19 protein-coding genes are annotated in these 18,934 nt (G+C 75.7%); 9 read left to right on the plus strand and 10 right to left on the minus strand.

What is annotated here, in order from left to right:
• Positions 1-163 precede the first annotated feature (163 nt).
• Entirely contained in the window at positions 164-1,543 is a 1,380-nt protein-coding gene (locus ZF1_RS11265) for a GGDEF domain-containing protein (RefSeq protein WP_482637214.1), read from the minus strand.
• Positions 1,544-2,225: 682 nt separating this feature from the next.
• Here ZF1_RS11265 and dxs point away from each other — a divergent pair.
• Genes dxs through ZF1_RS11280 form a run of 3 tightly spaced genes read left to right on the plus strand, consistent with a single transcriptional unit; the run spans position 2,226 to position 6,014 of the window.
• Complete coding sequence (dxs, locus tag ZF1_RS11270; RefSeq protein ID WP_208820160.1) at positions 2,226-4,166, plus strand: 1-deoxy-D-xylulose-5-phosphate synthase; 1,941 nt, start codon at positions 2,226-2,228, stop codon at positions 4,164-4,166.
• On the plus strand, positions 4,166-4,843 hold the full coding sequence (locus tag ZF1_RS11275; RefSeq protein ID WP_482637215.1) for a response regulator transcription factor: 678 nt from the start codon (positions 4,166-4,168) through the stop codon (positions 4,841-4,843). The genes dxs and ZF1_RS11275 overlap by 1 nt, the downstream gene beginning before the upstream one ends.
• A gap of 4 nt (positions 4,844-4,847) precedes the next feature.
• Positions 4,848-6,014 (plus strand): sensor histidine kinase, encoded by a 1,167-nt coding sequence (locus ZF1_RS11280; RefSeq protein ID WP_482637216.1) that lies wholly within the window; start codon positions 4,848-4,850, stop codon positions 6,012-6,014.
• A gap of 78 nt (positions 6,015-6,092) precedes the next feature.
• Here the strand turns inward: ZF1_RS11280 and ZF1_RS11285 are convergent, their stop codons facing one another.
• The 3 genes from ZF1_RS11285 to ZF1_RS11295 form a co-directional block, all read right to left on the minus strand.
• On the minus strand, positions 6,093-7,274 hold the full coding sequence (locus ZF1_RS11285) for an HRDC domain-containing protein (protein ID WP_482638693.1): 1,182 nt from the start codon (positions 7,272-7,274) through the stop codon (positions 6,093-6,095).
• Between the two features lie 86 nt (positions 7,275-7,360).
• Positions 7,361-8,014 (minus strand): LuxR C-terminal-related transcriptional regulator, encoded by a 654-nt coding sequence (locus ZF1_RS11290; RefSeq protein ID WP_033199956.1) that lies wholly within the window; start codon positions 8,012-8,014, stop codon positions 7,361-7,363.
• Positions 8,015-8,339: 325 nt separating this feature from the next.
• Positions 8,340-8,960, minus strand: coding sequence for a DUF3000 domain-containing protein (locus ZF1_RS11295; protein ID WP_062402372.1), 621 nt, complete (start codon positions 8,958-8,960; stop codon positions 8,340-8,342).
• A 95-nt stretch (positions 8,961-9,055) separates the two neighbouring features.
• On the opposite strand from ZF1_RS11295, the gene hemE reads away from it, so the two are divergent.
• Genes hemE through hemQ form a run of 3 tightly spaced genes read left to right on the plus strand, consistent with a single transcriptional unit; the run spans position 9,056 to position 12,399 of the window.
• Positions 9,056-10,150 (plus strand): uroporphyrinogen decarboxylase, encoded by a 1,095-nt coding sequence (gene hemE / locus ZF1_RS11300; RefSeq protein ID WP_251786105.1) that lies wholly within the window; start codon positions 9,056-9,058, stop codon positions 10,148-10,150.
• Positions 10,147-11,670 (plus strand): protoporphyrinogen oxidase, encoded by a 1,524-nt coding sequence (gene hemG, locus ZF1_RS11305; protein ID WP_482637217.1) that lies wholly within the window; start codon positions 10,147-10,149, stop codon positions 11,668-11,670. The genes hemE and hemG overlap by 4 nt, the downstream gene beginning before the upstream one ends.
• Positions 11,671-11,703: 33 nt before the next feature.
• A complete protein-coding gene (gene hemQ / locus ZF1_RS11310) occupies positions 11,704-12,399 on the plus strand; it encodes a hydrogen peroxide-dependent heme synthase (RefSeq protein ID WP_062404609.1) in 696 nt (231 codons plus the stop codon).
• Positions 12,400-12,430: 31 nt separating this feature from the next.
• Here the strand turns inward: hemQ and msrB are convergent, their stop codons facing one another.
• The gene (gene msrB, locus ZF1_RS11315; RefSeq protein WP_083474690.1) at positions 12,431-12,883 is read right to left on the minus strand and encodes a peptide-methionine (R)-S-oxide reductase MsrB; all 453 of its coding nucleotides are present in this window, start codon (positions 12,881-12,883) and stop codon (positions 12,431-12,433) included.
• A gap of 42 nt (positions 12,884-12,925) precedes the next feature.
• The gene (locus ZF1_RS11320; protein ID WP_062402379.1) at positions 12,926-13,207 is read right to left on the minus strand and encodes a hypothetical protein; all 282 of its coding nucleotides are present in this window, start codon (positions 13,205-13,207) and stop codon (positions 12,926-12,928) included.
• A 56-nt stretch (positions 13,208-13,263) separates the two neighbouring features.
• On the opposite strand from ZF1_RS11320, the gene ligD (ZF1_RS11325) reads away from it, so the two are divergent.
• Positions 13,264-14,271 (plus strand): non-homologous end-joining DNA ligase, encoded by a 1,008-nt coding sequence (gene ligD / locus ZF1_RS11325; RefSeq protein ID WP_178375260.1) that lies wholly within the window; start codon positions 13,264-13,266, stop codon positions 14,269-14,271.
• Positions 14,272-14,277: 6 nt separating this feature from the next.
• Here the strand turns inward: ligD (ZF1_RS11325) and ZF1_RS11330 are convergent, their stop codons facing one another.
• From ZF1_RS11330 to ZF1_RS11340, 3 genes are read right to left on the minus strand one after another with little or no spacing between them, the layout of a single operon-like run.
• Entirely contained in the window at positions 14,278-14,952 is a 675-nt protein-coding gene (locus ZF1_RS11330) for a response regulator (RefSeq protein WP_482637218.1), read from the minus strand.
• Positions 14,949-16,130, minus strand: coding sequence for a sensor histidine kinase (locus tag ZF1_RS11335; RefSeq protein ID WP_482637219.1), 1,182 nt, complete (start codon positions 16,128-16,130; stop codon positions 14,949-14,951). Before ZF1_RS11335 ends, ZF1_RS11330 begins: the two co-directional genes overlap by 4 nt.
• Positions 16,131-16,137: 7 nt before the next feature.
• Entirely contained in the window at positions 16,138-16,731 is a 594-nt protein-coding gene (locus tag ZF1_RS11340; RefSeq protein WP_482637220.1) for a hypothetical protein, read from the minus strand.
• A 189-nt stretch (positions 16,732-16,920) separates the two neighbouring features.
• Between ZF1_RS11340 and ZF1_RS11345 the strand changes: the two genes are divergently transcribed.
• Positions 16,921-17,703, plus strand: coding sequence for a hypothetical protein (locus tag ZF1_RS11345; protein WP_482637221.1), 783 nt, complete (start codon positions 16,921-16,923; stop codon positions 17,701-17,703).
• 70 nt (positions 17,704-17,773) lie between these two features.
• Entirely contained in the window at positions 17,774-17,968 is a 195-nt protein-coding gene (locus ZF1_RS11350; protein ID WP_062402385.1) for a hypothetical protein, read from the plus strand.
• On the opposite strand, the gene ligD (ZF1_RS11355) is transcribed toward ZF1_RS11350, so the two are convergent.
• A complete protein-coding gene (gene ligD / locus ZF1_RS11355) occupies positions 17,969-18,931 on the minus strand; it encodes a non-homologous end-joining DNA ligase LigD (RefSeq protein WP_482637222.1) in 963 nt (320 codons plus the stop codon).
• Positions 18,932-18,934 lie beyond the last annotated feature (3 nt).

Below are 18,934 nucleotides of genomic sequence, written 5' to 3' on the forward strand. Positions count from 1 at the left end.
CGCCGCGCCGGGCGCCGGGGCCCTGCGCCGGCGCGGGTGACGGGGCTGTGCGCCACCGGGTCGTCGGGCACAGCGGGCTCCGGGCCGCCGGGCCACAGGGGGCGCCGAGCCGCGGCGGCCGATCGGCTCCGTCCCGGAGGCGACGGGCGTCGGCGCGGGGGCGTCAGGCGTGTTCGGGTTCGGCCGGGAAGGTGTGGCGCCCGATCCGCACGGCGTCGCGCCCGGCCCGCTTGGCCGCGTAGAGCGCGGAGTCGGCGACCTCGAGCAGGCCGGTCAGGGCGTGGCCGTCGTCGGGGAACAGCGCCCCGCCGATCGAGACGGTGATCCCGGCGCCGGCCCGGGGCGAGGGACGGCCGTCGGTCCGGGCGGCGCCCGGGGACGGTGCGGGCAGCCGCTGGGCCGGGACCCCGTCCGGCGGAGCCACCGGGCCGGAGCCGCCCGCGATCCGCCTGCGCAGCCGCTCGGCGATCTGCCGGACCTCCTCGCGCCCGTCGTTCCCGGAGAGCCGGGGGAGCAGCACGACGAACTCCTCCCCGCCGAACCGGCCGACGAGGTCGTGGTCGCGCAGCTCCTCGCGCAGCATCTGGGCGGTGGCGGCGAGGACCTGGTCGCCGTAGAGGTGGCCGTGCGTGTCGTTGATCTCCTTGAAGTGGTCCAGGTCGAGGATCAGCAGCGCCGCGGGCCGCCGTTCGCGTTCGGCGAGGGTCAGCTCGTGGGTCCCGCGCAGGTGCCAGGCCGCGTGGTTGAGCAGCCCGGTCTTGGCGTCGGTGTCGGCCCGTTCGCGCAGCTGGCGGACCAGGATCGTGCGGTGCAGGGCCAGGATGGGCGGCACCGCGAGCAGCGCGACGAACGGCCCGCTCGCGGCCAGCGCCCCCGCCGTCAGCGCTCCCAGACAGAGGGTCGCCAGCTCCAGGGTGAGCTCGTCGCCGCCGAACAGGATGCGCACCACCCGGGTGTCCGGGCTGGCCACCGCGACCACGCCGAGGACCAGGCAGGTGTTGACGACGGTGTAGGTCAGCAGCGCGAGCAGCAGCGCGAGGGTGCCGGGCAGGCTGCCGTAGAGCTCGCCGGGCCGGGTCGCGGCGAGCACCCCGGCCGCCGCGTGCACGGACAGGATGACCGTCGCCGTGCTGTAGACCTCGCGGTAGACCGGCCTGCGGTCCGGGGGCGGCACCGGCCGCAGCACCCGGACGTAGAGGTGGGTGTAGACCACCACCACCACGAACGCGCCCAGTACCGGTGGCAGCAGCAGGGCCGAGGCGAAGGTCCAGACCGAGGTCAGGTTCACGTGGTGGGTCTCGGCGGTGTAGCGCCGGATGCGTTCGACGCCGGCCACGACCTCGGTGTGCAGGATCCCGGCCACGGTCAGCGTGGCGAGCAGCACCAGTGTCGCGTGGTCGAGCGGGGGCGGGTTCAGCAGCCCGGCGAGCACCAGGCAGACCGCCAGCAGTTCCACGGCGAGGACCGGGCCGAGCAGCCGTCCCGGGATGGACCAGATCGGCCAGCGGGTGACCTGGTGCAGCCGGACCGGTTCCCGGGCCATACGTCCCTCCCTCGCCGGCGTCGTCCCACCCGATCCTGCCCGTCCACAGCAGCGACCGGCGTGCCGCCCCTCCGTGATCCTAGCCGCACTCGTCGCCGTCAGTGATCGATACGGCTTCGTGATCGCGTCGTAGCTGCTCGGACGAGTGGCGTGATCACGCTGAGTGCCGGCCGCACGGCCGGACCGGTGATTGTTGATATCGCAATGGTGCTCCCTGGTTTGTTCGCGGGCCGACGGCGGGTCACCCTTTTCGGCGGCGGCACCGGTGAATGCGTGAGAGACGGTGTCGGTATGCCGGTAATTGCTGTCCCGTGATGTCACGGCGGCGCCGCGACGTGCGGGATGTCGATCAGGAAAGGGGTGTCCGATGCGCAACTGGGGTTGGTGAAGGCGTCCGCGGTAAGGGCTGCGGGCATTGTGTCGATCAACTGTGGGTCCGAGTGCGAAAGGAGATCGACAATGCGCAACTGGGGTTGGTGAGAACAGTGGACGTACCGCGTCGCAGCACGGGACGCGGCGGGCACCGTCCGGGTGACGGACGACGCCCGCCGCGCCCGGCAGCGCCATCGGGTCGCCTCGGCTACCGGTCCGTAGAGTGGGACCACGAGTCGATGCCGGTCCTCCCTGCGGTCCCTCCGCCGTGGAGGACGCCCGAACGGGACCGGCGGCGAGGAGGCAGTACGTGACGACGAACCGGGGACTCTCGGCGATCCGGCGCCCGGCCGATCTGCGAGGGCTCGGGCCCGACGAGCTGACCTCGCTCGCGGCCGAGATCCGTGGGTTCCTGATCAAGGCCGTGTCCCGCACCGGGGGCCACCTGGGGCCCAACCTGGGTGTGGTGGAGCTGAGTATCGCCCTGCACCGGGTCTTCGAGTCCCCGCAGGACACCCTGATCTGGGACACCGGGCACCAGGCGTACGTGCACAAGCTGCTGACCGGCCGTCAGGAGGGCTGGGACCGGCTGAAGAAGACCGGTGGGCTGTCGGGCTACCCGAGCCGCGCCGAGTCCGAGCACGACCACGTCGAGTCCAGCCACGCGTCGTCGTCGCTGTCCTGGGCCGACGGGATCGCCCGCGCGCACGCCCTGACCGGGGTCGACCGGCACGTCGTCGCCGTGATCGGCGACGGGGCGCTGACCGGTGGCATGGCCTGGGAGGCGCTCAACAACATCGCGGCCGGCGAGGACCGTAACGTCGTGGTCGTCGTGAACGACAACGGCCGCTCCTACTCGCCGACCATCGGCGGGCTGGCCGACCGGCTCGCGTCGCTGCGGCTGCAGCCCGGCTACGAGCGGGTGCTCGAGGCCGGCAAGCGCACCGTCCGCGGCACCCCCGTGGTCGGGCCCGCGCTCTACGCCGGCCTGCACGCGTTCAAGGCCGGGGTGAAGGACGCGCTCTCCCCCCAGGAGCTGTTCTCCGACCTGGGGCTCAAGTACTTCGGCCCGGTCGACGGCCACGACATCGGCCAGCTCGAGTCCGCGCTGCGCCGGGCGAAGCGCTTCGGCGGGCCGGTCATCGTGCACACGGTCACCCGCAAGGGCAACGGCTACCCGCCCGCGGAGAACGACGAGGCCGAGCAGATGCACAGCCCGGCCGCGTTCGACCCGGAGACCGGTCTGCCCACCGGTACCCCGGTCACCGGCTGGACCGACGTGTTCGCCGAGGAGATGGTGGCGCTCGGGTCGCGGCGCACCGACGTCGTCGCGATCACCGCGGCGATGCTCGGCCCGACCGGCCTGGCGCCGTTCGCGGCCGCCCACCCGGACCGCATCGTCGACGTCGGGATCGCCGAGCAGCACGCGCTGACCACCGCCGCCGGGCTGGCCCGGGCCGGGCGGCACCCCGTCGTCGCGCTGTACTCGACGTTCCTCAACCGCGGCTTCGACCAGCTGCTGATGGACGTGGGCCTGCACCGCGAGCGCGTCACGCTGGTGCTGGACCGCTCCGGGGTCACCGGCAGCGACGGCCCGTCGCACAACGGGATGTGGGACCTGTCGCTGCTGGGCATCGTGCCCGGCATGCGGGTCGCGGCCCCCCGCGACGAGGAGACCCTGCGCGAGGAGTTCCGGGAGGCCACCGCGGTCACCGACGGCCCGACCGCCCTGCGCTACCCCAAGGGCTCGGTGATCGGCTCGGTGCCCGCGCTGCGCCGCCTCGACGGCCCGGCCGGGGTCGACGTGCTGCACGAGCCGTCCGACGGGCGCTCGCAGGTGCTGCTGGTCTGCGTCGGGGCGTTCGCGAAGGCCGGCGTGGCCGTCGCGCAGCGGCTCGCCGACCAGGGCGTCGACGTGACCGTCGTCGACCCGCGGTGGGTGCTGCCGGTCCCGCGGGAGCTGCTCACGCTGGCCGCCGACCACCAGCTCGTGGTCACCGTCTCCGACTGCGGCACGCACGGCGGGTTCGGCTCCGCGCTGTCCGACGCGCTGCGCGCCGCCGAGCTCGACGTGCGCCAGCGCGACCTCGCGCTGCCCCAGGAGTACCTGGAACACGGCAGCCGCGACGACGTGCTCGCCGCGACCGGGCTGACCGAGCAGGACATGGCCCGCCGGATCACCGAGTGGGCCGCCGCGGCGGTCCCCTCGACCCCCGAGGACGCCGTTCCCGGGCGGGAGCGCACCCGCTGATGCGCGTCATCGTCGTCGAGGACGAGCCGGCGATGGCCGACGCCGTCGTGCGCGGCCTGCGCCGGGACGGGATGGCCGTCGACGTGGCCTACGACGGCGACGAGGGCTCGGAGAAGCTGTCGGTGACCCGCTACGACGTCGCCGTCCTCGACCGGGACCTGCCCGGCCGCAGCGGCGACGACCTGTGCGACGAGCTCGTCGCCGCGGGCGGCCTGACCCGGGTGCTGATGCTCACCGCGTCGGGCACCCCGGCCGACAAGGTCGAGGGCCTGTCCCGTGGCGCCGACGACTACCTGGCCAAGCCGTTCGACTTCCTCGAGCTGGTCGCCCGGGTCCGGGCGCTCGGTCGCCGGGCGACCCCGGCGGTGCCGCCCACGCTGCGGGCCGGCGACGTCGTGCTGGACCCGGCCCGGCGCACCGTGCTGCGCTCCGGGCGGCCGGTCGAGCTGACCCGCAAGGAGTTCGGCGTGCTGGAGGTCCTGCTCGCCGCGGGCGGGGCCGTGGTGTCGTCGGAGGAGCTGCTCGAACGCGTCTGGGACGAGAACGCCGACCCGTTCACCACCACGGTGCGGGTCACCGTCATGACCCTGCGCAAGAAGCTCGGTGCGCCGGGTCCGATCGACACCGTCGTCGGTGCCGGGTACCGGGTGCCCGCCGACGGGACCCCCACGGCGTGACGGCGTGGGCGCCCTCCGGCCGCGGCTGACGCTGCTCGCAACGGCGCTCGTCGCCGCGGTCGCCGCGCTGCTGCTCTGGCTCGGCTGGATGCTGGTCGGCGCGGTGGTCGCGGGCACCCCGGCGCTGCCCGGGACGGTGTTCGTCGGCGGGGTCGCCGTGCCCGCCGAGACCGCCCGCGACGCGGTCGCCGCCGCGGCCCGCGCCGAGGTGCTGCGGGCCGGGCTGATCGCGTTCCCGCTGGTCGTCGCGGCCGGGGCGGTCACGTCCTGGGTGCTGGTCGGGCGGGTGCTGCACCCGCTGCGCCGGGTCGTCGAGACCACCTCGCGGCTCTCGGCGAGCTCGCTCGACGAGCGGGTCGCGCTCGCCGGTGCCCGCGGCGAGGTCGCCGAGCTGGCCGCCGCCGTCGACGCGATGCTGGACCGGCTGCAGGCCGCGTTCGACGCCCAGTCCCGGTTCGTCGCCAACGCCGGGCACGAGCTGCGCACCCCGCTCGCGGTGCTGCGCACCGAGATCGACGTGACGCTGCAGGACCCCGACGCCGACGCCGAGGAGCTGCGCCGGATGGCCGGGGTCGTCCGGGAGGCGGGCCGCCGCTGCGACGAGCTGGTCAGCGGGCTGCTGCTGCTCGCCCGCACCGAGGCCGGGGGAGCGATGCCGGGCTCCGACCGGGTTCCGGTGGACCTGGCCGCGCTCGTCGCCGCGGAGCTCGCGGCCGTGGCCGGGGACGTCGCCGTCCGCGGCCTGGTCGTGCGCACCGACCCGCGGCCCGCGACGACCCGGGGCAACGAGCCGCTGCTGCGCCGGATGGTGGCGAATCTGCTGGAGAACGCGGTGCGGCACAACCGCGACGGCGGCTGGATCGAGGTCGGCTGCGGGACCGGCGCGCCGGAGCCGGGGGTCGTGCTGCGGGTCGCGTCGTCCGGGCCGGAGCTGGCACCGGACAGGGTGGCCGAGCTGTTCGAGCCGTTCCGGCGGGGCCCGGTGGCCCGCACCGCCCACACCCGCGGCTCCGGGCTGGGGTTGTCGATCGTGCGGTCGGTGGCCTCCGCGCACGGCGGGTCCGTGCACGCCGAGGCGGTGCCCGGCGGGGGACTGGAGGTGCACGTCGCGCTGCCCGACGACAGCACGGCCCCGGCGCCCTCGGGCGGGGCCCCGGTCCTCGCCCGCTGACCGGAGGCCGGCCCGGTCCGGGTGACTCACCCGGGCGGGTGTCTCCACCGGGACGCGGGCGGGGGAGGCCCCGGCGGCTCAGCGGGCCCGGGTGGCCAGGGCCGGTTCGAGCAGCGGGGCGAGCAGCTCGACCTGCCACGGGCGGGCGCCGCCGGCGACCAGGGCGGCCGGGAGGTCGCCGTCGGTGGGCGGGGTCCAGCAGACCCGGCGCAGCAGGTCGGGCTGCAACAGGTTCTCCACCGGCACGTCGTGCTGCTCGGAGACCGTGGTCAGTGCCGCGCGGGCGGCGGCGAGCCGGGCCGCGGCGTCGGGGTCGCGGTCGGCCCAGCGCGACACCGGCGGCGGGCCGTCGGTGGTGGCGGCGCCGCGCGGCAGTTCGGTCTCGGGGAGGTCGGCGGCCCGGCGCAGCGCGTCGAACCAGTAGCGGGCCAGCCTGCGCTGGGAGCGTCCGCGGAACACCGGCAGCTCGGCCAGTGCCTGCGGGGAGTCGGGGTTGCGCACCGCGGCGTCGACGATCGCGGCGTCGGGCAGGACCCGGCCGGGGGCGATGTCGCGCTCGGCGGCGAGGGAGTCACGCGCCTGCCACAGCTCCCGGACCGCGGCGAGCGGGCGGGGACGGCGGACCTTGTGGATGCCGGAGGTGCGCCGCCAGGGCTCCGCGCGCGGCGGGGGTGGCTGGGCGGTGCGGACCGCCTCGAACTCCTGGCGTGCCCAGTCGAGCTTGCCCTGCTCGTCGAGCATCCGGGTCAGGACCGTGCGCAGGTCGACGAGCACCTCGACGTCGAGCGCGGCGTAGACCAGCCAGTCCTCGGGGAGCGGGCGACGCGACCAGTCGGCGGCGCCGTGCCCCTTCTCCAGGCCGAGACCGAGCAGGTTCTCCACCATCGGGCCGAGTCCGACCCGGGGCAGCCCGGCCAGCCGGCCGGCGAGCTCGGTGTCGAACAGCGACGCCGGGCGCAGGTCCAGCTCGGCCAGGCACGGGAGGTCCTGGGAGGCCGCGTGGAGCACCCACTCCGGGCCGTCGAGGGCCTCGGCGAGCGGGCCCAGCTCGCCGCGCAGCGGGATCGGGTCCACCAGCGCGGACCCGGCCCCGGCACGCCGGAGCTGCACCAGGTAGGCACGCTGGGAGTACCGGAAGCCGGAGGCACGCTCCGCGTCGACGGCGACCGGGCCGCTGCCGCCGGCGATCGCCGCGGCCACGCGGGCGAGGTCGTCGGCGGTCGCGGTGACCGGGGGGAGGCCGTCGGCGGGACGGAGCAGCGGTACCGGATCGGGTGAACCGTCCGGAGTCGCCGAGACCGGCGGCCGGGTCGTGTCCGTACCGCCGGCGGCGCCGGTCCCGGGAGTCAGCGAATGACCCCCGCGCGCATGGCGAGCGCGACCATCTGGGCGCGGTCGCCGGTGCCGAGCTTGCGGCCGATCCGGGAGAGGTGGCTCTTCACCGTGAGGGCGGAGAGGTTCAGGGCCTCACCGATCTCCTTGTTGGACTGGCCGTCCGCGACGAGCTGCAGCACCTCGACCTCGCGGGCCGAGAGCTCCCGCGGGGTGTTGTCGGTGCCGGGCACGCGGGACCCGGTGGCGAGCAGCGGGGCGACCGTCGGGTCGGCGTAGACGCCGCCGTCGAGGACCCGCTTGACGCCGTCGGTCACGACCGAGGGCGAGGCCGACTTGAGCAGGTAGGCCTGCGCGCCGGCCTGGAACGCCGAGCGGACCGCGTACGGGTCGTCGGAGGAGGCGAGCACGACCAGCCGGTTCCAGCCCAGCGAGCGGAGCTCGCTGACCAGGTCCAGCCCGCTGCCGTCCGGCAGGGTCAGGTCGAGGATCGCGAGGTCGCAGGGACCCGCGGCGTGGGCGCGGGCCCGCGCCTCGGTGACCGAGGCGGCCTCGTGCACGGTGCCCGCTCCCATGGAGCGCAGCCGTCCGGCGATCGCCTCGCGGAGCAGCGGGTGGTCGTCCACGACGAGAACCGTGAACAGCTCCTCCCGCGGCTGCGGGACGATCCCCGGCGAGAGCACTGCTCCACCGATCGGAGCGCCACCTGGGGTGGTGCTGCCGGAGCTCTGCGCCGGCACTTGCTGGCCAAGTACAGCCACGTCGTCAACCTTCCTGGAGTCGGTCGTACGCCCCCGACCAACACCGGAACCCGAGGGACGGAGAGTGGCGCTCGGCCGCCCGGGCGGGTGCCATGGAAGAGATGGTATCCCTCCATGCGGCCTAACGTCTGGTGTGCATTCGTCTTTCCGGCCTGGAAAGTTACATGCATGTGGGCGCGGTCCCACCCCTCCGGGTGAAAGATTTCCGACGCATGCCGTTGACCTGCGACGTTCAGCCGGGTGATCGGCTCAACGGCACTGCGCCGACCGGCGGCAGACCCGCAGCGGTCGACACCAGGGACGCGAACGCGACGGCGTGTCGGGACAGATCGCCGTCGCTCTCCGTGGGCGACCAGGAGGCGCGCAGCTCGACGTCGTCCTCCCGCGGCGGCCCGTCGCCGGGGCCGCCACCGCCGCCGCTGAGCCCGCCGAAGCGGACCGACGAGGTCTGGGTGACGGTCCCGCCGAGCGCGGTGAACCCGGCGCCGGCGTGCTCGAGGGCGTCGGTCAGCCAGGACCAGCCGATCCGCGGGAGCATGTCGTCGCCGAGCTGGCCGGGCTCCAACCGGGCCTGCACGAAGCAGACCAGCCGGAAGGTGCCCTCCCAGCGTTCCTGGCCGTCGGGGTCGTGGAGCAGGATCAACCGGCCGGAGGTGTCCGGCTCGTCGAGGTCGTCGGTCCCGTCGCCGCGGTGCCCGATGTCGGCCTCGACGCTGGTCGCCCAGCTGTACGGCGCGAGCCGGGGAGGGGCCTCGAGCGGCCGCACCACGAGCTCGGGGCGCGGTCGGACCGACGCGAGCGAGCGGACCGCGCTGCGGAACGCTGCTGGTGGTGGTGAGTTCGGGTCCGGCACGGCGTCGGACTCTAGGGTGCGACACCCGTCGTCCCTGGCAGGCGCGCCGGGGCGCCCGAGCACCGGCCCGGTCCGCGTGGGATCATCAGGAGGTCATGACTGCAGGCATCGTCTCCGCGCCCCCCGCCCGCCGCGACCTCGCGGGAGCACCGTTCCTCGACGCAGCGCGCGGTGCGACGCCGTCGCGGCTGCCGGTCTGGTTCATGCGCCAGGCGGGTCGCTCGTTGCCGGAGTACCGGGCCCTGCGCCGGGACAACGCGATGCTCGAGGCGTGTCTCACCCCGGACCTGACCTGCGAGATCACCCTGCAGCCGGTCCGCCGCCACGACATGGACGCGGCCATCCTGTTCTCCGACATCGTGGTGCCGCTGTACCTGGCTGGCATCGGGGTGGACATCGTGCCGGGCACCGGACCCGTCGTGGACTCGCCGGTCCGCACCGCCGCCGACGTCGCGGCGCTGCCCGAGCTGGCGCCCGAGCAGGTGGCGCGCGTCACCGAGGCGATCGGCCTGCTGCTGCCCGAGCTGGGCCGCGTCCCGCTGATCGGGTTCGCGGGCGCCCCGTTCACCCTCGCCTCCTACCTCATCGAGGGCGGCCCGAGCCGCAACCACGAGCGGACCAAGTCCCTCATGCGCTCGGCCCCCGACGTGTGGCACGCCCTGCTCGGCAAGCTCGCCGTGCTCACCGGCACGTTCCTGCAGCAGCAGGTCGCCGCCGGGGTGGACGCGGTCCAGCTGTTCGACTCCTGGGCGGGCGCGCTGTCCGAGCGCGACTACCGCGAGTTCGTGCTGCCGCACTCCGCCGCCGTGCTCGGCGCGCTCGCCGGGGCCGGCGTGCCGCGGATCCACTTCGGGGTCGGCACGGCCGAGCTCCTGGGTGCGATGACCGACGCGGGCGCCGACGTGATCGGCGTCGACTGGCGGACCCCGCTCGACGTCGCGGCCCGCCGGGCCGGCGGCGCGGTGCCCGTGCAGGGCAACCTGGACCCGGCGGTGCTGTTCGCCGGTCAGGAGGCCGTCGACGCCGAGGTCGTGCGGATCGCCGCCGAGGGGGCCCGCACCCGCGGGCACGTGTTCAACCTCGGCCACGGTGTCCTGCCCCCCACCGACCCGGACGCGATCACCCGGACCGTCGAGACGGTGCACGCCCAGCCCGTGGCCGGGCCGACGGGCGACCGTCCGTCGCGATGACCCGCGTCGCCGTCGTCGGCGGCGGTGTCTCCGGTCTGGCCTGCGCGCACCGGCTGCGCACGCTGCTCGGCCCGGCCGCCGAGATCGTCGTGCTCGAGCAGCGTGACCGGCTCGGCGGTGTGCTGCGCACGGTCGACCTCGCGGGGGCGCCCTTCGACGTCGGCGCCGAGGCCTTCCTCGTCCGCCGCCCCGAGGTCCCCGCGTTGCTCACCGAGATCGGGCTGGCCGACGCGCTCACCCACCCCACCGCGGCGACGGCGACGATCCGCGCCGGCGGGCGGACCGTCGGCCTGCCCCGCGGCACGCTGATGGGCGTGCCCGGTCGTGACGCCGACCTCGGGGGAGTGCTGTCCGACGCCGGACGGGCCGCGGTCGCCGCCGAGCCGACCACGCCGCTGGACTGGGACCCGGGCACCGATGTCGCGCTCGGGGCGCTGCTGCGCCGCCGGTTCGGCCCCGAGGTGGTCGACCGGATCGCCGACCCGCTCCTGGGCGGTGTCTACGCCGGGCGGGTCGACCGGCTCGGCCTGCGTGCCACCGTCCCGGCGCTGGCCGCCGCGCTCGACGCCGGGGCCGGGTCGCTCACCGAGGCCGCCAGTGCCGGGATGGCCGCGTCCGGCCAGCGCGGCGGGACCCTCCACGCCGGGACGTCCGCCGCGGGGACCGGCCGCCCTGCTCCGCCGCCCGACGGGAACGGGGCCGCCGGCGACACCGGGGCCGAACCCTCCGCGGTGCCACAGCCGGTGGCCGCGGGACCGGTCTTCGGTGCCGTGCGCGGCGGCTACCGCGAGATGATCGCCGCACTCGTCGCCGCGTCCGGGTCCCGGGTGCGCACCGGCGTCACCGTGCGGGAGCTGCACCGCCGCCCCGACGGCTGGCGGCTCGTCCTCGGACCGGTGCCGCAGCCGGAGGCGCTCGACGTCGACGCCGTCGTCCTCGCCGTCCCCGCACCCGCCGCCCGCCGGCTGCTGGAGCCGGTCGCCCCGGCCGCGGCCGCCGCGGCCGGGCGGATCGAGCTCGCCTCCTCCGCGGTCGTCGCGCTCGCCTTCCGGCCCGCCGACGTCGCCGGCATGCCCGGCACCTCCGGCTGTCTGGTCGCCGCGGACGAGCCCCTGTCGGTCAAGGGCGTCACCCACGCGTCGACGAAGTGGGCCCACCTCGGCGAGGACGGCCTGGTCCGGCTCCGGGCCTCGATCGGCCGTTTCGGCGAGGAGGCGGGTCTGCAGGTCGACGACGCCGAGCTCGTCGCCCGTGTCCGCGCCGACCTGGCCGTGCTCGACGGCGTCGACGCCGTCCCGGTCGCGTCGTTCGTGCAGCGCTGGGGCGGCGGTCTGCCGCAGTACGGCGTGGGGCACGGCGCGGTCGTCGACGCGTTGGAGTCCGCCGTCGCCGCCGTCGGGGGTCTGGAGGTCGCCGGGTCGATGCTGCACGGGGTCGGCGTCCCCGCCTGTGTCGCGACCGCCCGGGCCGCCGCCGAGCGGCTCGCCCCGGCCCTGCCCGCCGCACGGACCGGTCGCTGAGGGCACCCTCACCGGCCGCGTACCATGCCCGACATGGCCCGCGTGGACGTCAAAGCGATCAACGACACCATCCGCTACACCATGTGGTCGGTCTTCCGGGTCGAGCCCGGCCGCCTCGGCGACGACCGCTCGGCCGCCGCCCGCGAGGCGACCGAGTACCTCGACTCGCTCGCCAACAAGGACGTCACCGTCCGCGGCGTCTACGACCTCGCCGGTGTGCGGCACGACGCCGACTACATGATCTGGTGGCACGCCTCCGAGATCGAGTCGCTGCAGGCCGCCTACTCCGACCTGCGCCGCACCACCGCGCTCGGCCGGGCGAGCGTGCCGGTCTGGAGCCAGACCGCGCTGCACCGCCCGGCGGAGTTCAACAAGAGCCACGTCCCGGCGTTCATGGCCGGTGAGGACCCGAAGCGCTACGTCTGCGTCTACCCGTTCGTCCGGTCCTACGAGTGGTACCTGCTGCCCGACGCCGAGCGGCGCACGATGCTCGCCGACCACGGCAAGGAGGCCCGGGACTACGCCGACGTGCGCGCCAACACCGTCCCGGCCTTCGCCCTCGGCGACTACGAGTGGATCCTCGCCTTCGAGGCCGACGAGCTGTACCGCATCGTCGACCTCATGCGGCACCTGCGCGGCACCGAGGCGCGCCGACACGTGCGCGAGGAGATCCCGTTCTACACCGGCCCGCGGGTCGAGGTCGGCGACCTCGTCGCGTCCCTGCCCTGAGCGGAGGGTGGGGACCGCCGCCCGGCGGCCCCTACTCCGCGGCGGGCTCGAGGGTCAGCGACACCGAGTTGATGCAGTAGCGCAGGTCGGTGGGGGTGCCGTAGCCCTCCCCGGCGAACACGTGGCCCAGGTGGCCGTGGCAGGTGGCGCACAGCACCTCGGTGCGCGTCATGCCGAGGCTGGAGTCGGTGCGCTCGATGACGGCCTCACCCGCGAGCGGGGTGAAGAACGACGGCCACCCGCAGTGCGACTCGAACTTGGAGTCGCTGCGGAACAGCTCCGCCCCGCAGGCCCGGCAGCGGTAGACGCCGGTGGTCGTCGTGTCGGTGTACTCACCGGTGAACGGGCGCTCGGTCCCGGCCTTGCGGAGCACCTGGTACTCCTCCGGGCTGAGCTGGGCCCGCCACTCGTCGTCGGTCTTCTGCACCGGCGCCGCCGGGAGCTCGGCGTCGGAGGTGGTGGTGTTGCGGCTGAACAGACCCATGCATCCACGGTAACCCGTTGATCGGTCGTGCGCCGCCGGTCGTCAGACCCAGGTGGCGACGACGAACCCGGCCGCGTTCGCGATGACCCAGGCCGCGACGAGCAGCAGCAGCACCGTCACCCCGACGGCGGCGGCGCGCTGCGGCCCCCGGAGCCGGTTCGCCGACTCCGCGAAGTCCCCGACGCCGCGGATGTAGCCCTCCACCGAGCACGACGGCACCCGCTGCATGCGGTCCAGGTGCGCGGCGAACGCCCGCGCCTCCGGGTCGTCGGGGTCGAGGCCCAGCAGGTCGTCGTCGAACCGGGGGGACCGGTCGGAACTCATGGGCACACGATAGACGCCGGGGGTAGGTTCGCCGGGTGGCGAGCCGTGAGGTCGTGATGCTGCAGGTGGACGGGCCGAACGGCCCGCGTGAGGTCCGCCTGACCAGCCCGGACAAGGTCGTGTTCGGCGAGCTCGGCATCACCAAGCGCGAGGTGGTCGAGTACTACGTCGCGGTGGGGGAGCCGATGGCCTCGGCGCTGTGCGACCGCCCCACCAACCTGAAGCGGTTCAACTCCGGGGTGGACGGCGAACCGTTCTTCGTCAAACGGGTCCCGAAGGGCGCACCGGACTGGGTGGCGACCTGCACGGTGACCTTCCCCAGCGGCCGCACCGCCGAGTCCGTGTCGATCACCGAGCCCGCGACGATCGCCTGGGCGGCCAACCTCAACACCCTCGACTTCCACCCGTGGCCGGTCCGCTGCGCCGACACCGACCACCCCGACGAGCTGCGCATCGACCTCGACCCGCAGCCGGGCACCGGGTTCGGCGACGCCGTCGTCGTCGCGGCGACGCTGCGCGAGGTCCTCGCCGAGGCCGGGCTGACCGGATGGGCCAAGACCTCCGGCGGGCGGGGCGTGCACGTCGCCTGCCCGATCCGGCCCGAGTGGGACTTCGTGCAGGTCCGGCACGCCGTCATCGCGATCGCCCGCCGCGTGTGCCGGCGCGTGCCGGAGCTGGCCACCGTGGACTGGTGGAAGGAGGAGCGCGGGGAGCGGGTGTTCCTCGACTACAACCAGGCCGCCCGCGACCGCACGATCGCCTCGGCCTGGTCGGTGCGCGGGCTGCCCGCCGCGACCGTGTCCATGCCGGTCACGTGGGACGACCTGCCCGAGGTCGACCCGGCGGCGTTCACCCTGCGCACAGTCCCCGGCCTGCTGGAACGGCACGGGGACCCGCACGCCCGCGCCCACGAGGACCGCGGGAGCTGCGCGACCGCGCTGGAGTGGTACGCCGAGGACGAGGCCGAACGGGGGCTGGGGGACCTGCCCTACCCGCCGGAGTACCCCAAGATGCCCGGCGAGCCGCTGCGGGTGCAGCCCAGCCGGGCGCGGAAGCAGGACTGAGCGTCGTCACCGCCGCGGGTCCACCAGCCCGCTGCGGAAGGCGAGGATCACCGCGTTCGTCCGGTTCCCCGTCCCGGTCTTCATGAGGATCCGGTTGACGTGGGTGCGGACGGTCGCGCCGGACAGCACGAGCCCGGCGGCGATCTCGTCGTTGGACCGTCCGTGCGCCATGAGGGTCAGCACCTCGCGCTCGCGCGCGGTGAGCCGGGCCAGGAGCTGGGGCGGGTCGTCGCGGTCGGTATCGGTGTCCACCAGCGCGGCGATCACCCGGCTCGCGACCGCCGGGTCCAGCCACGCGTCGCCCGCCGCGACCCGGCGCACCGCCGGGACCAGGTCGGCCGGGGCCGCGTGCTTGAGCAGGTAGCCGCTGGCACCCGCGCGCAGGGCGCCGTACACGGCGTCGTCGTCGTGGAAGGTGGTCAGCACCAGTACGCGGGTCAGCAGGTCCGGATCGTCGGCCCGGTCCGCGGTGATCGCCCGCGTCGCGGCGGTCCCGTCGGTCCCCGGCATCCGCAGGTCCATCACGACGACGTCCGGGCGGTCGCGCCGCACCAGCTCGACTGCGGCGGCGCCGTCGGCGGCCTCACCGACCACGGCCAGGTCCGGGGCACTGCGCAGGAGCATGCCCACACCGGTGCGGACGAGGGGGTCGTCGTCGGCGACCACCACGGTGACGGTCACCGCGCCCCCGCCCCGGAGCCGTCGAGCGGCAGCTCGGCACGCAGCACGAAACCGTCGCCGCCCGGCCCGGACTCGATGCGCCCGCCGACCAGCGCGGCACGCTCGGCGAGCCCGCGCAGCCCGTGCCCGCCGGCCGGCAGCCCGTGGTCCGGGCCGCCGATCCCCGGTGTGCTGCGTACGGTGATCCGCAGCCGTCCGGGCTCCCACAGCTCGTGCACCCGGACCAGCGCCCCGGCGCCACCGTGCTTGATCGCGTTGGCGAGCCCCTCCTGCACGACCCGGAAGGCGGTCAGCTCCACGCTCGGGTCGGCCCGGCCCGGAGCGCCGTCGACGACGTGCTCGACGTCGAGCCCGGACGCCCGGGAGGCCTCCAGCAGGTGCGGCACGTCGGCCAGCCGCGGTGCGACGACGCCGTCCCCGGCCGGGTCCGGGCCGGGGGAGTCCGCGCGCAGCAGCCCCAGCATCCGGTGCATCTCGGTCATCGCCGTCACCCCGCTCGCCTCCACCGCCGCCAGCGCGTCGACCACCTCGGCCCGGGTCGGGTCGTCGTCGGGGCCCGCGGTCAGCCGGGCCCGGGCCCCCGCGGTCTGCAGGGCCATCGCGCTGACCGTGTGCGCCACGATGTCGTGCAGCTCCCGGGCCAGACGCAGCCGTTCCGCCCGGACGGCGTCGGCGGCGTCGCGCTCGCGCAGCTCCTCCAGCAGCTGCGTCCGCCGCTCGGCGAGGTGGGTGAGCCGCCCGACCGCCCAGACCGCGGCGAGGACGACGGCCCAGGCCAGGCAGAGCGCGGCGAAGAAGCGCGTCCCCACCCCGCCGGCGGCGTTGGCGTTGCTCACCGCGAGCGGGACCAGGCTCGCCGCGAGCACCGCGAGCGAGTACCGGGCCGGGGCCCGGCAGGCCACGGCGTGCAGCGCCACGAGCAGCCCCGCGAACGGGGCGAACCCGGGCAGGACCAGCCCGGCCAGCGCCCAGCACCACTGGAGGGCGAACACCCGGTACGGGAACCGCCACCGGAGCAGCAGCGTCGCCAGCACGACCACCTCGACGACCGGCACCACCCACGCCGGGAGCTCCCCGCCGCCGCGCAGCCTGCTGTCGCCGCCGTGCACGTAGAGGTCGGCCCCGACCGCCAGCCCGACGACCAGGATCTCGCCGACCGAGCGGCGCCGGGTGGTCATCACGTCCCTACCGGCAGAAGATCCCGAGGAAGCTGCACAGGATCGACGGGGACTCCGCGGGCGGCGGCCGCCGCCCGCCCTCGCCGTGTCCCGGTTCGACCGGTCGCCCGGGGCCCTCGCCCGTGCCGTCCTCCTCCGCGTCGCCGGACTCGGGGGGCTGCTCTCCCGGGGCACCGCGACCGGGGGACGGGTCACCGGCCCCGGCGGACCGGTCGCCGGGGCCCGGATCGACGGCGGCCGGGCGGGACACCGCGTCGTACGGGTCGAGCAGGTGGGCCGCGACCGCCTCCTCGCTGCCGAAGCCGTCCGTCCCGGCCCGCGACGACGGCGTCGCCAGCAACAGCCCGACGACCGGCTCGTCGGCCCCGGCCGGGGACCGGCGGCTGACCTGCACCCCGGCGACGTCGATCACCTCGGTCCCGGCCGGGTCCCAGCCGCACACCGCGACCCGGACGGGCGCGGGGCCCTCGCCGGCCCGCAGCCGTCGGGACAGCGGTGGGTGGACGAGGACGGCGGTGGGGGTCACCAGCGTCCCGGTCCCGCCCAGCGCCGGGCGGCCGTCGGCGTCCGGCAGGAGGATCGCCACGAGTGAGTCGGTCATGTCGATCAGCCTCGCGGTCCCACCGACCGGTGTCATCAACTCTCTGCGGTACGTGCGGTCGGACCGCTGCGGCAGCGACGGGATACGGCGCCGCACCGATTCCACGGACGCCGCCGGTGCCCAGGATCGGACGGCACCGGGACACGGCGACACCGCCGGCGGAGCGCCCGGGGTGAGGGGACACCCACGATGACGACACCCACGACGACGACCACCGCCCGGCCGGCCGGGACCCGACGGCCCCGGGCGGCACTCGGTGCCGTCCGTCGCCTCGGCGTGGCCGCGGCGCTCGGTGCCGCGCTGCTCGCCGGCAGCGCCGGCACCGCGCTCGCCGCCCCGCCGACGGCGCCCGCCCCGGCGGGTCCGGTTCCCGCCGCGCTGCCCTACGGCCCCTACACCTGCAAGAGCGGCTTCGTGTGGCGGGAGATCGGGCCGAGCGACCCGGTCTGCGTGAGCGTCGCCTCGCGCACCACCGCCCGCGCCGAGACCGCGGCGGGCCCCGCGAACCGTGCCGGGTCCGGACCGTACGGCCCGGACACCTGCAAGCCGGGCTTCGTGTGGCGGGAGGCCCAGCCGTCCGACCACGTGTGCGTGTCGTTCTCCGGCGCGGCCCGTGACCGGGTGCGGAGGGAGAACGGCAACGGCGTGCTCAACCTCGCCGACCCGGCCGGCGTCCCGGCCGGGCGGGTGTCGATCACCAACAGCCGTGACCAGCTGTCCTGCTACATGCACGGCAGCGGGCGGGCCACCCCCGGCGCCGAGCAGTGGTTCTGGAGCGTCGGGGTCCCCGGGTACGGCACGATCCGGGCCGGGGTCGCGCGGGCCGACGGCACCGGGGTCGTCCCGTGGACGAAGCTCCGCGACGTGTACCGCAACGGCAACGGTCCACTGGGGATCCCGGTCGTCGTCGCCGACACCGCCACCGGGGTGGTGACGCGCGCGGGTACCACCAACTCCTACGGCAACTGCTGACCGGCGGCCCTGGCCGGCCCGTCGCCCGACGGGGCCGGGCAGGGCGCCCGGGGTGGCACAATCGTCTGCCATGTACGCGGTCATCGACGACGGCCCCTACGCCGGCGAGCAGGTGCGCATCGACCCCGACGCCACGGGCCGTCCGCCGCGGACGATCGAGCTGTCCGACCCCGGCGGGGACCCGCGGGGCTACGTCCTGATCGGCCCGCACGCCGACGCCGACCGGTGGATCTACCGGCGCGCCCGCGGTGACATCGACGAGTGATCACTCACCGCGTTCGCGGGCGCGCTTGCGGCGCTTCCCCTCGTGCATGGCCGCGACCCGCGGCACCGGGATCGCCCGGCCCTCGGTGAGCAGGACCTCCGGCAGCGGGGCCGGCCCGGGCCGCAGCTCCGCCCAGGTCGGACGGCCCGCGAGCAGCCCGGCCACCGTGCCCACCGTGAAGTCGGCGGGCGTGACCCGGTCCAGCTCGTCCCAGGTGAGGGGGAACGACACCGGCAGGCCGGGGCGGGCCCGCGGGCTGTAGGGCGCGGCGAGGGTGGCCCCGCCCACGCGCGTCGGGTCGAGGAAGACCCGGCCGCCGCGGTCGTCCCGGATGAACGCGGTCGTCGCGACGTCGGGGGCCAGTGCCGCGGCACGGGCGCACACCGCGCGGGTCGCGGCGAACGCGTCGTCGACCGGGAGCGGTTCCGACAGCGGGACCACCAGGTGCAGGCCGGTCGCGCCGCTGGTCTTCACCGCGGCGGCGAGGCCCAGCTCGGCCAGCGCCGCCCGGACCGGGTGCGCGGCGGCGACGACCCGGTCGAAGCCGGCGCCGTCGGGCGGGTCGAGGTCGACGACGAGCTCGCCGGTGGTCGTCGCACCGTGCGCCACGAGGGTCGGGTGGAACTCGACGGCGCGCTGGTTGCCGAACCACAGCAGCGTGCGGCGGTCGTGGCAGAGCGGGTAGTGCACGGTGCGCTGCGACGAGTCCGCCCACACGTCCACGGTCGGGATCCAGTCGGGCGCCCCGCGCGGGAGGTTCTTCTGCATGAACGGCGCCTGGCCGGGGCGGGCCCGCACCACCGACAGGGGCCGGTCGGCCAGCGCGGGCAGCAGCAGTGCGGCGACGGCGTCGAGGTGGTCGAGCAGGGCCCGTTTGGTGACGCCGGCGCCGTCGAAGGCCTCGGCGTCGAGACTGGTCAGCTCCACGCCGTCGCGGACCTCGTCGACCTGCCGGCGCGCCACGGC

The organism is Pseudonocardia sp. ZF1, assembly GCF_056835605.1.

What these genes read in the sequence shown, in the direction of transcription:
- ZF1_RS11265 (WP_482637214.1), bottom strand. Translation starts at nt 1,543, where the DNA reads ATGGCCCGGGAACCGGTCCGGCTGCACCAGGTCACCCGCTGGCCGATC.
- ZF1_RS11275 (WP_482637215.1), top strand. Translation starts at nt 4,166, where the DNA reads ATGCGCGTCATCGTCGTCGAGGACGAGCCGGCGATGGCCGACGCCGTC.
- hemE (WP_251786105.1), top strand. Translation starts at nt 9,056, where the DNA reads ATGACTGCAGGCATCGTCTCCGCGCCCCCCGCCCGCCGCGACCTCGCG.
- hemG (WP_482637217.1), top strand. Translation starts at nt 10,147, where the DNA reads ATGACCCGCGTCGCCGTCGTCGGCGGCGGTGTCTCCGGTCTGGCCTGC.
- hemQ (WP_062404609.1), top strand. Translation starts at nt 11,704, where the DNA reads ATGGCCCGCGTGGACGTCAAAGCGATCAACGACACCATCCGCTACACC.
- msrB (WP_083474690.1), bottom strand. Translation starts at nt 12,883, where the DNA reads ATGGGTCTGTTCAGCCGCAACACCACCACCTCCGACGCCGAGCTCCCG.
- ZF1_RS11320 (WP_062402379.1), bottom strand. Translation starts at nt 13,207, where the DNA reads ATGAGTTCCGACCGGTCCCCCCGGTTCGACGACGACCTGCTGGGCCTC.
- ligD (WP_178375260.1), top strand. Translation starts at nt 13,264, where the DNA reads ATGCTGCAGGTGGACGGGCCGAACGGCCCGCGTGAGGTCCGCCTGACC.
- ZF1_RS11335 (WP_482637219.1), bottom strand. Translation starts at nt 16,130, where the DNA reads ATGACCACCCGGCGCCGCTCGGTCGGCGAGATCCTGGTCGTCGGGCTG.
- ZF1_RS11340 (WP_482637220.1), bottom strand. Translation starts at nt 16,731, where the DNA reads ATGACCGACTCACTCGTGGCGATCCTCCTGCCGGACGCCGACGGCCGC.
- ZF1_RS11345 (WP_482637221.1), top strand. Translation starts at nt 16,921, where the DNA reads ATGACGACACCCACGACGACGACCACCGCCCGGCCGGCCGGGACCCGA.
- ZF1_RS11350 (WP_062402385.1), top strand. Translation starts at nt 17,774, where the DNA reads ATGTACGCGGTCATCGACGACGGCCCCTACGCCGGCGAGCAGGTGCGC.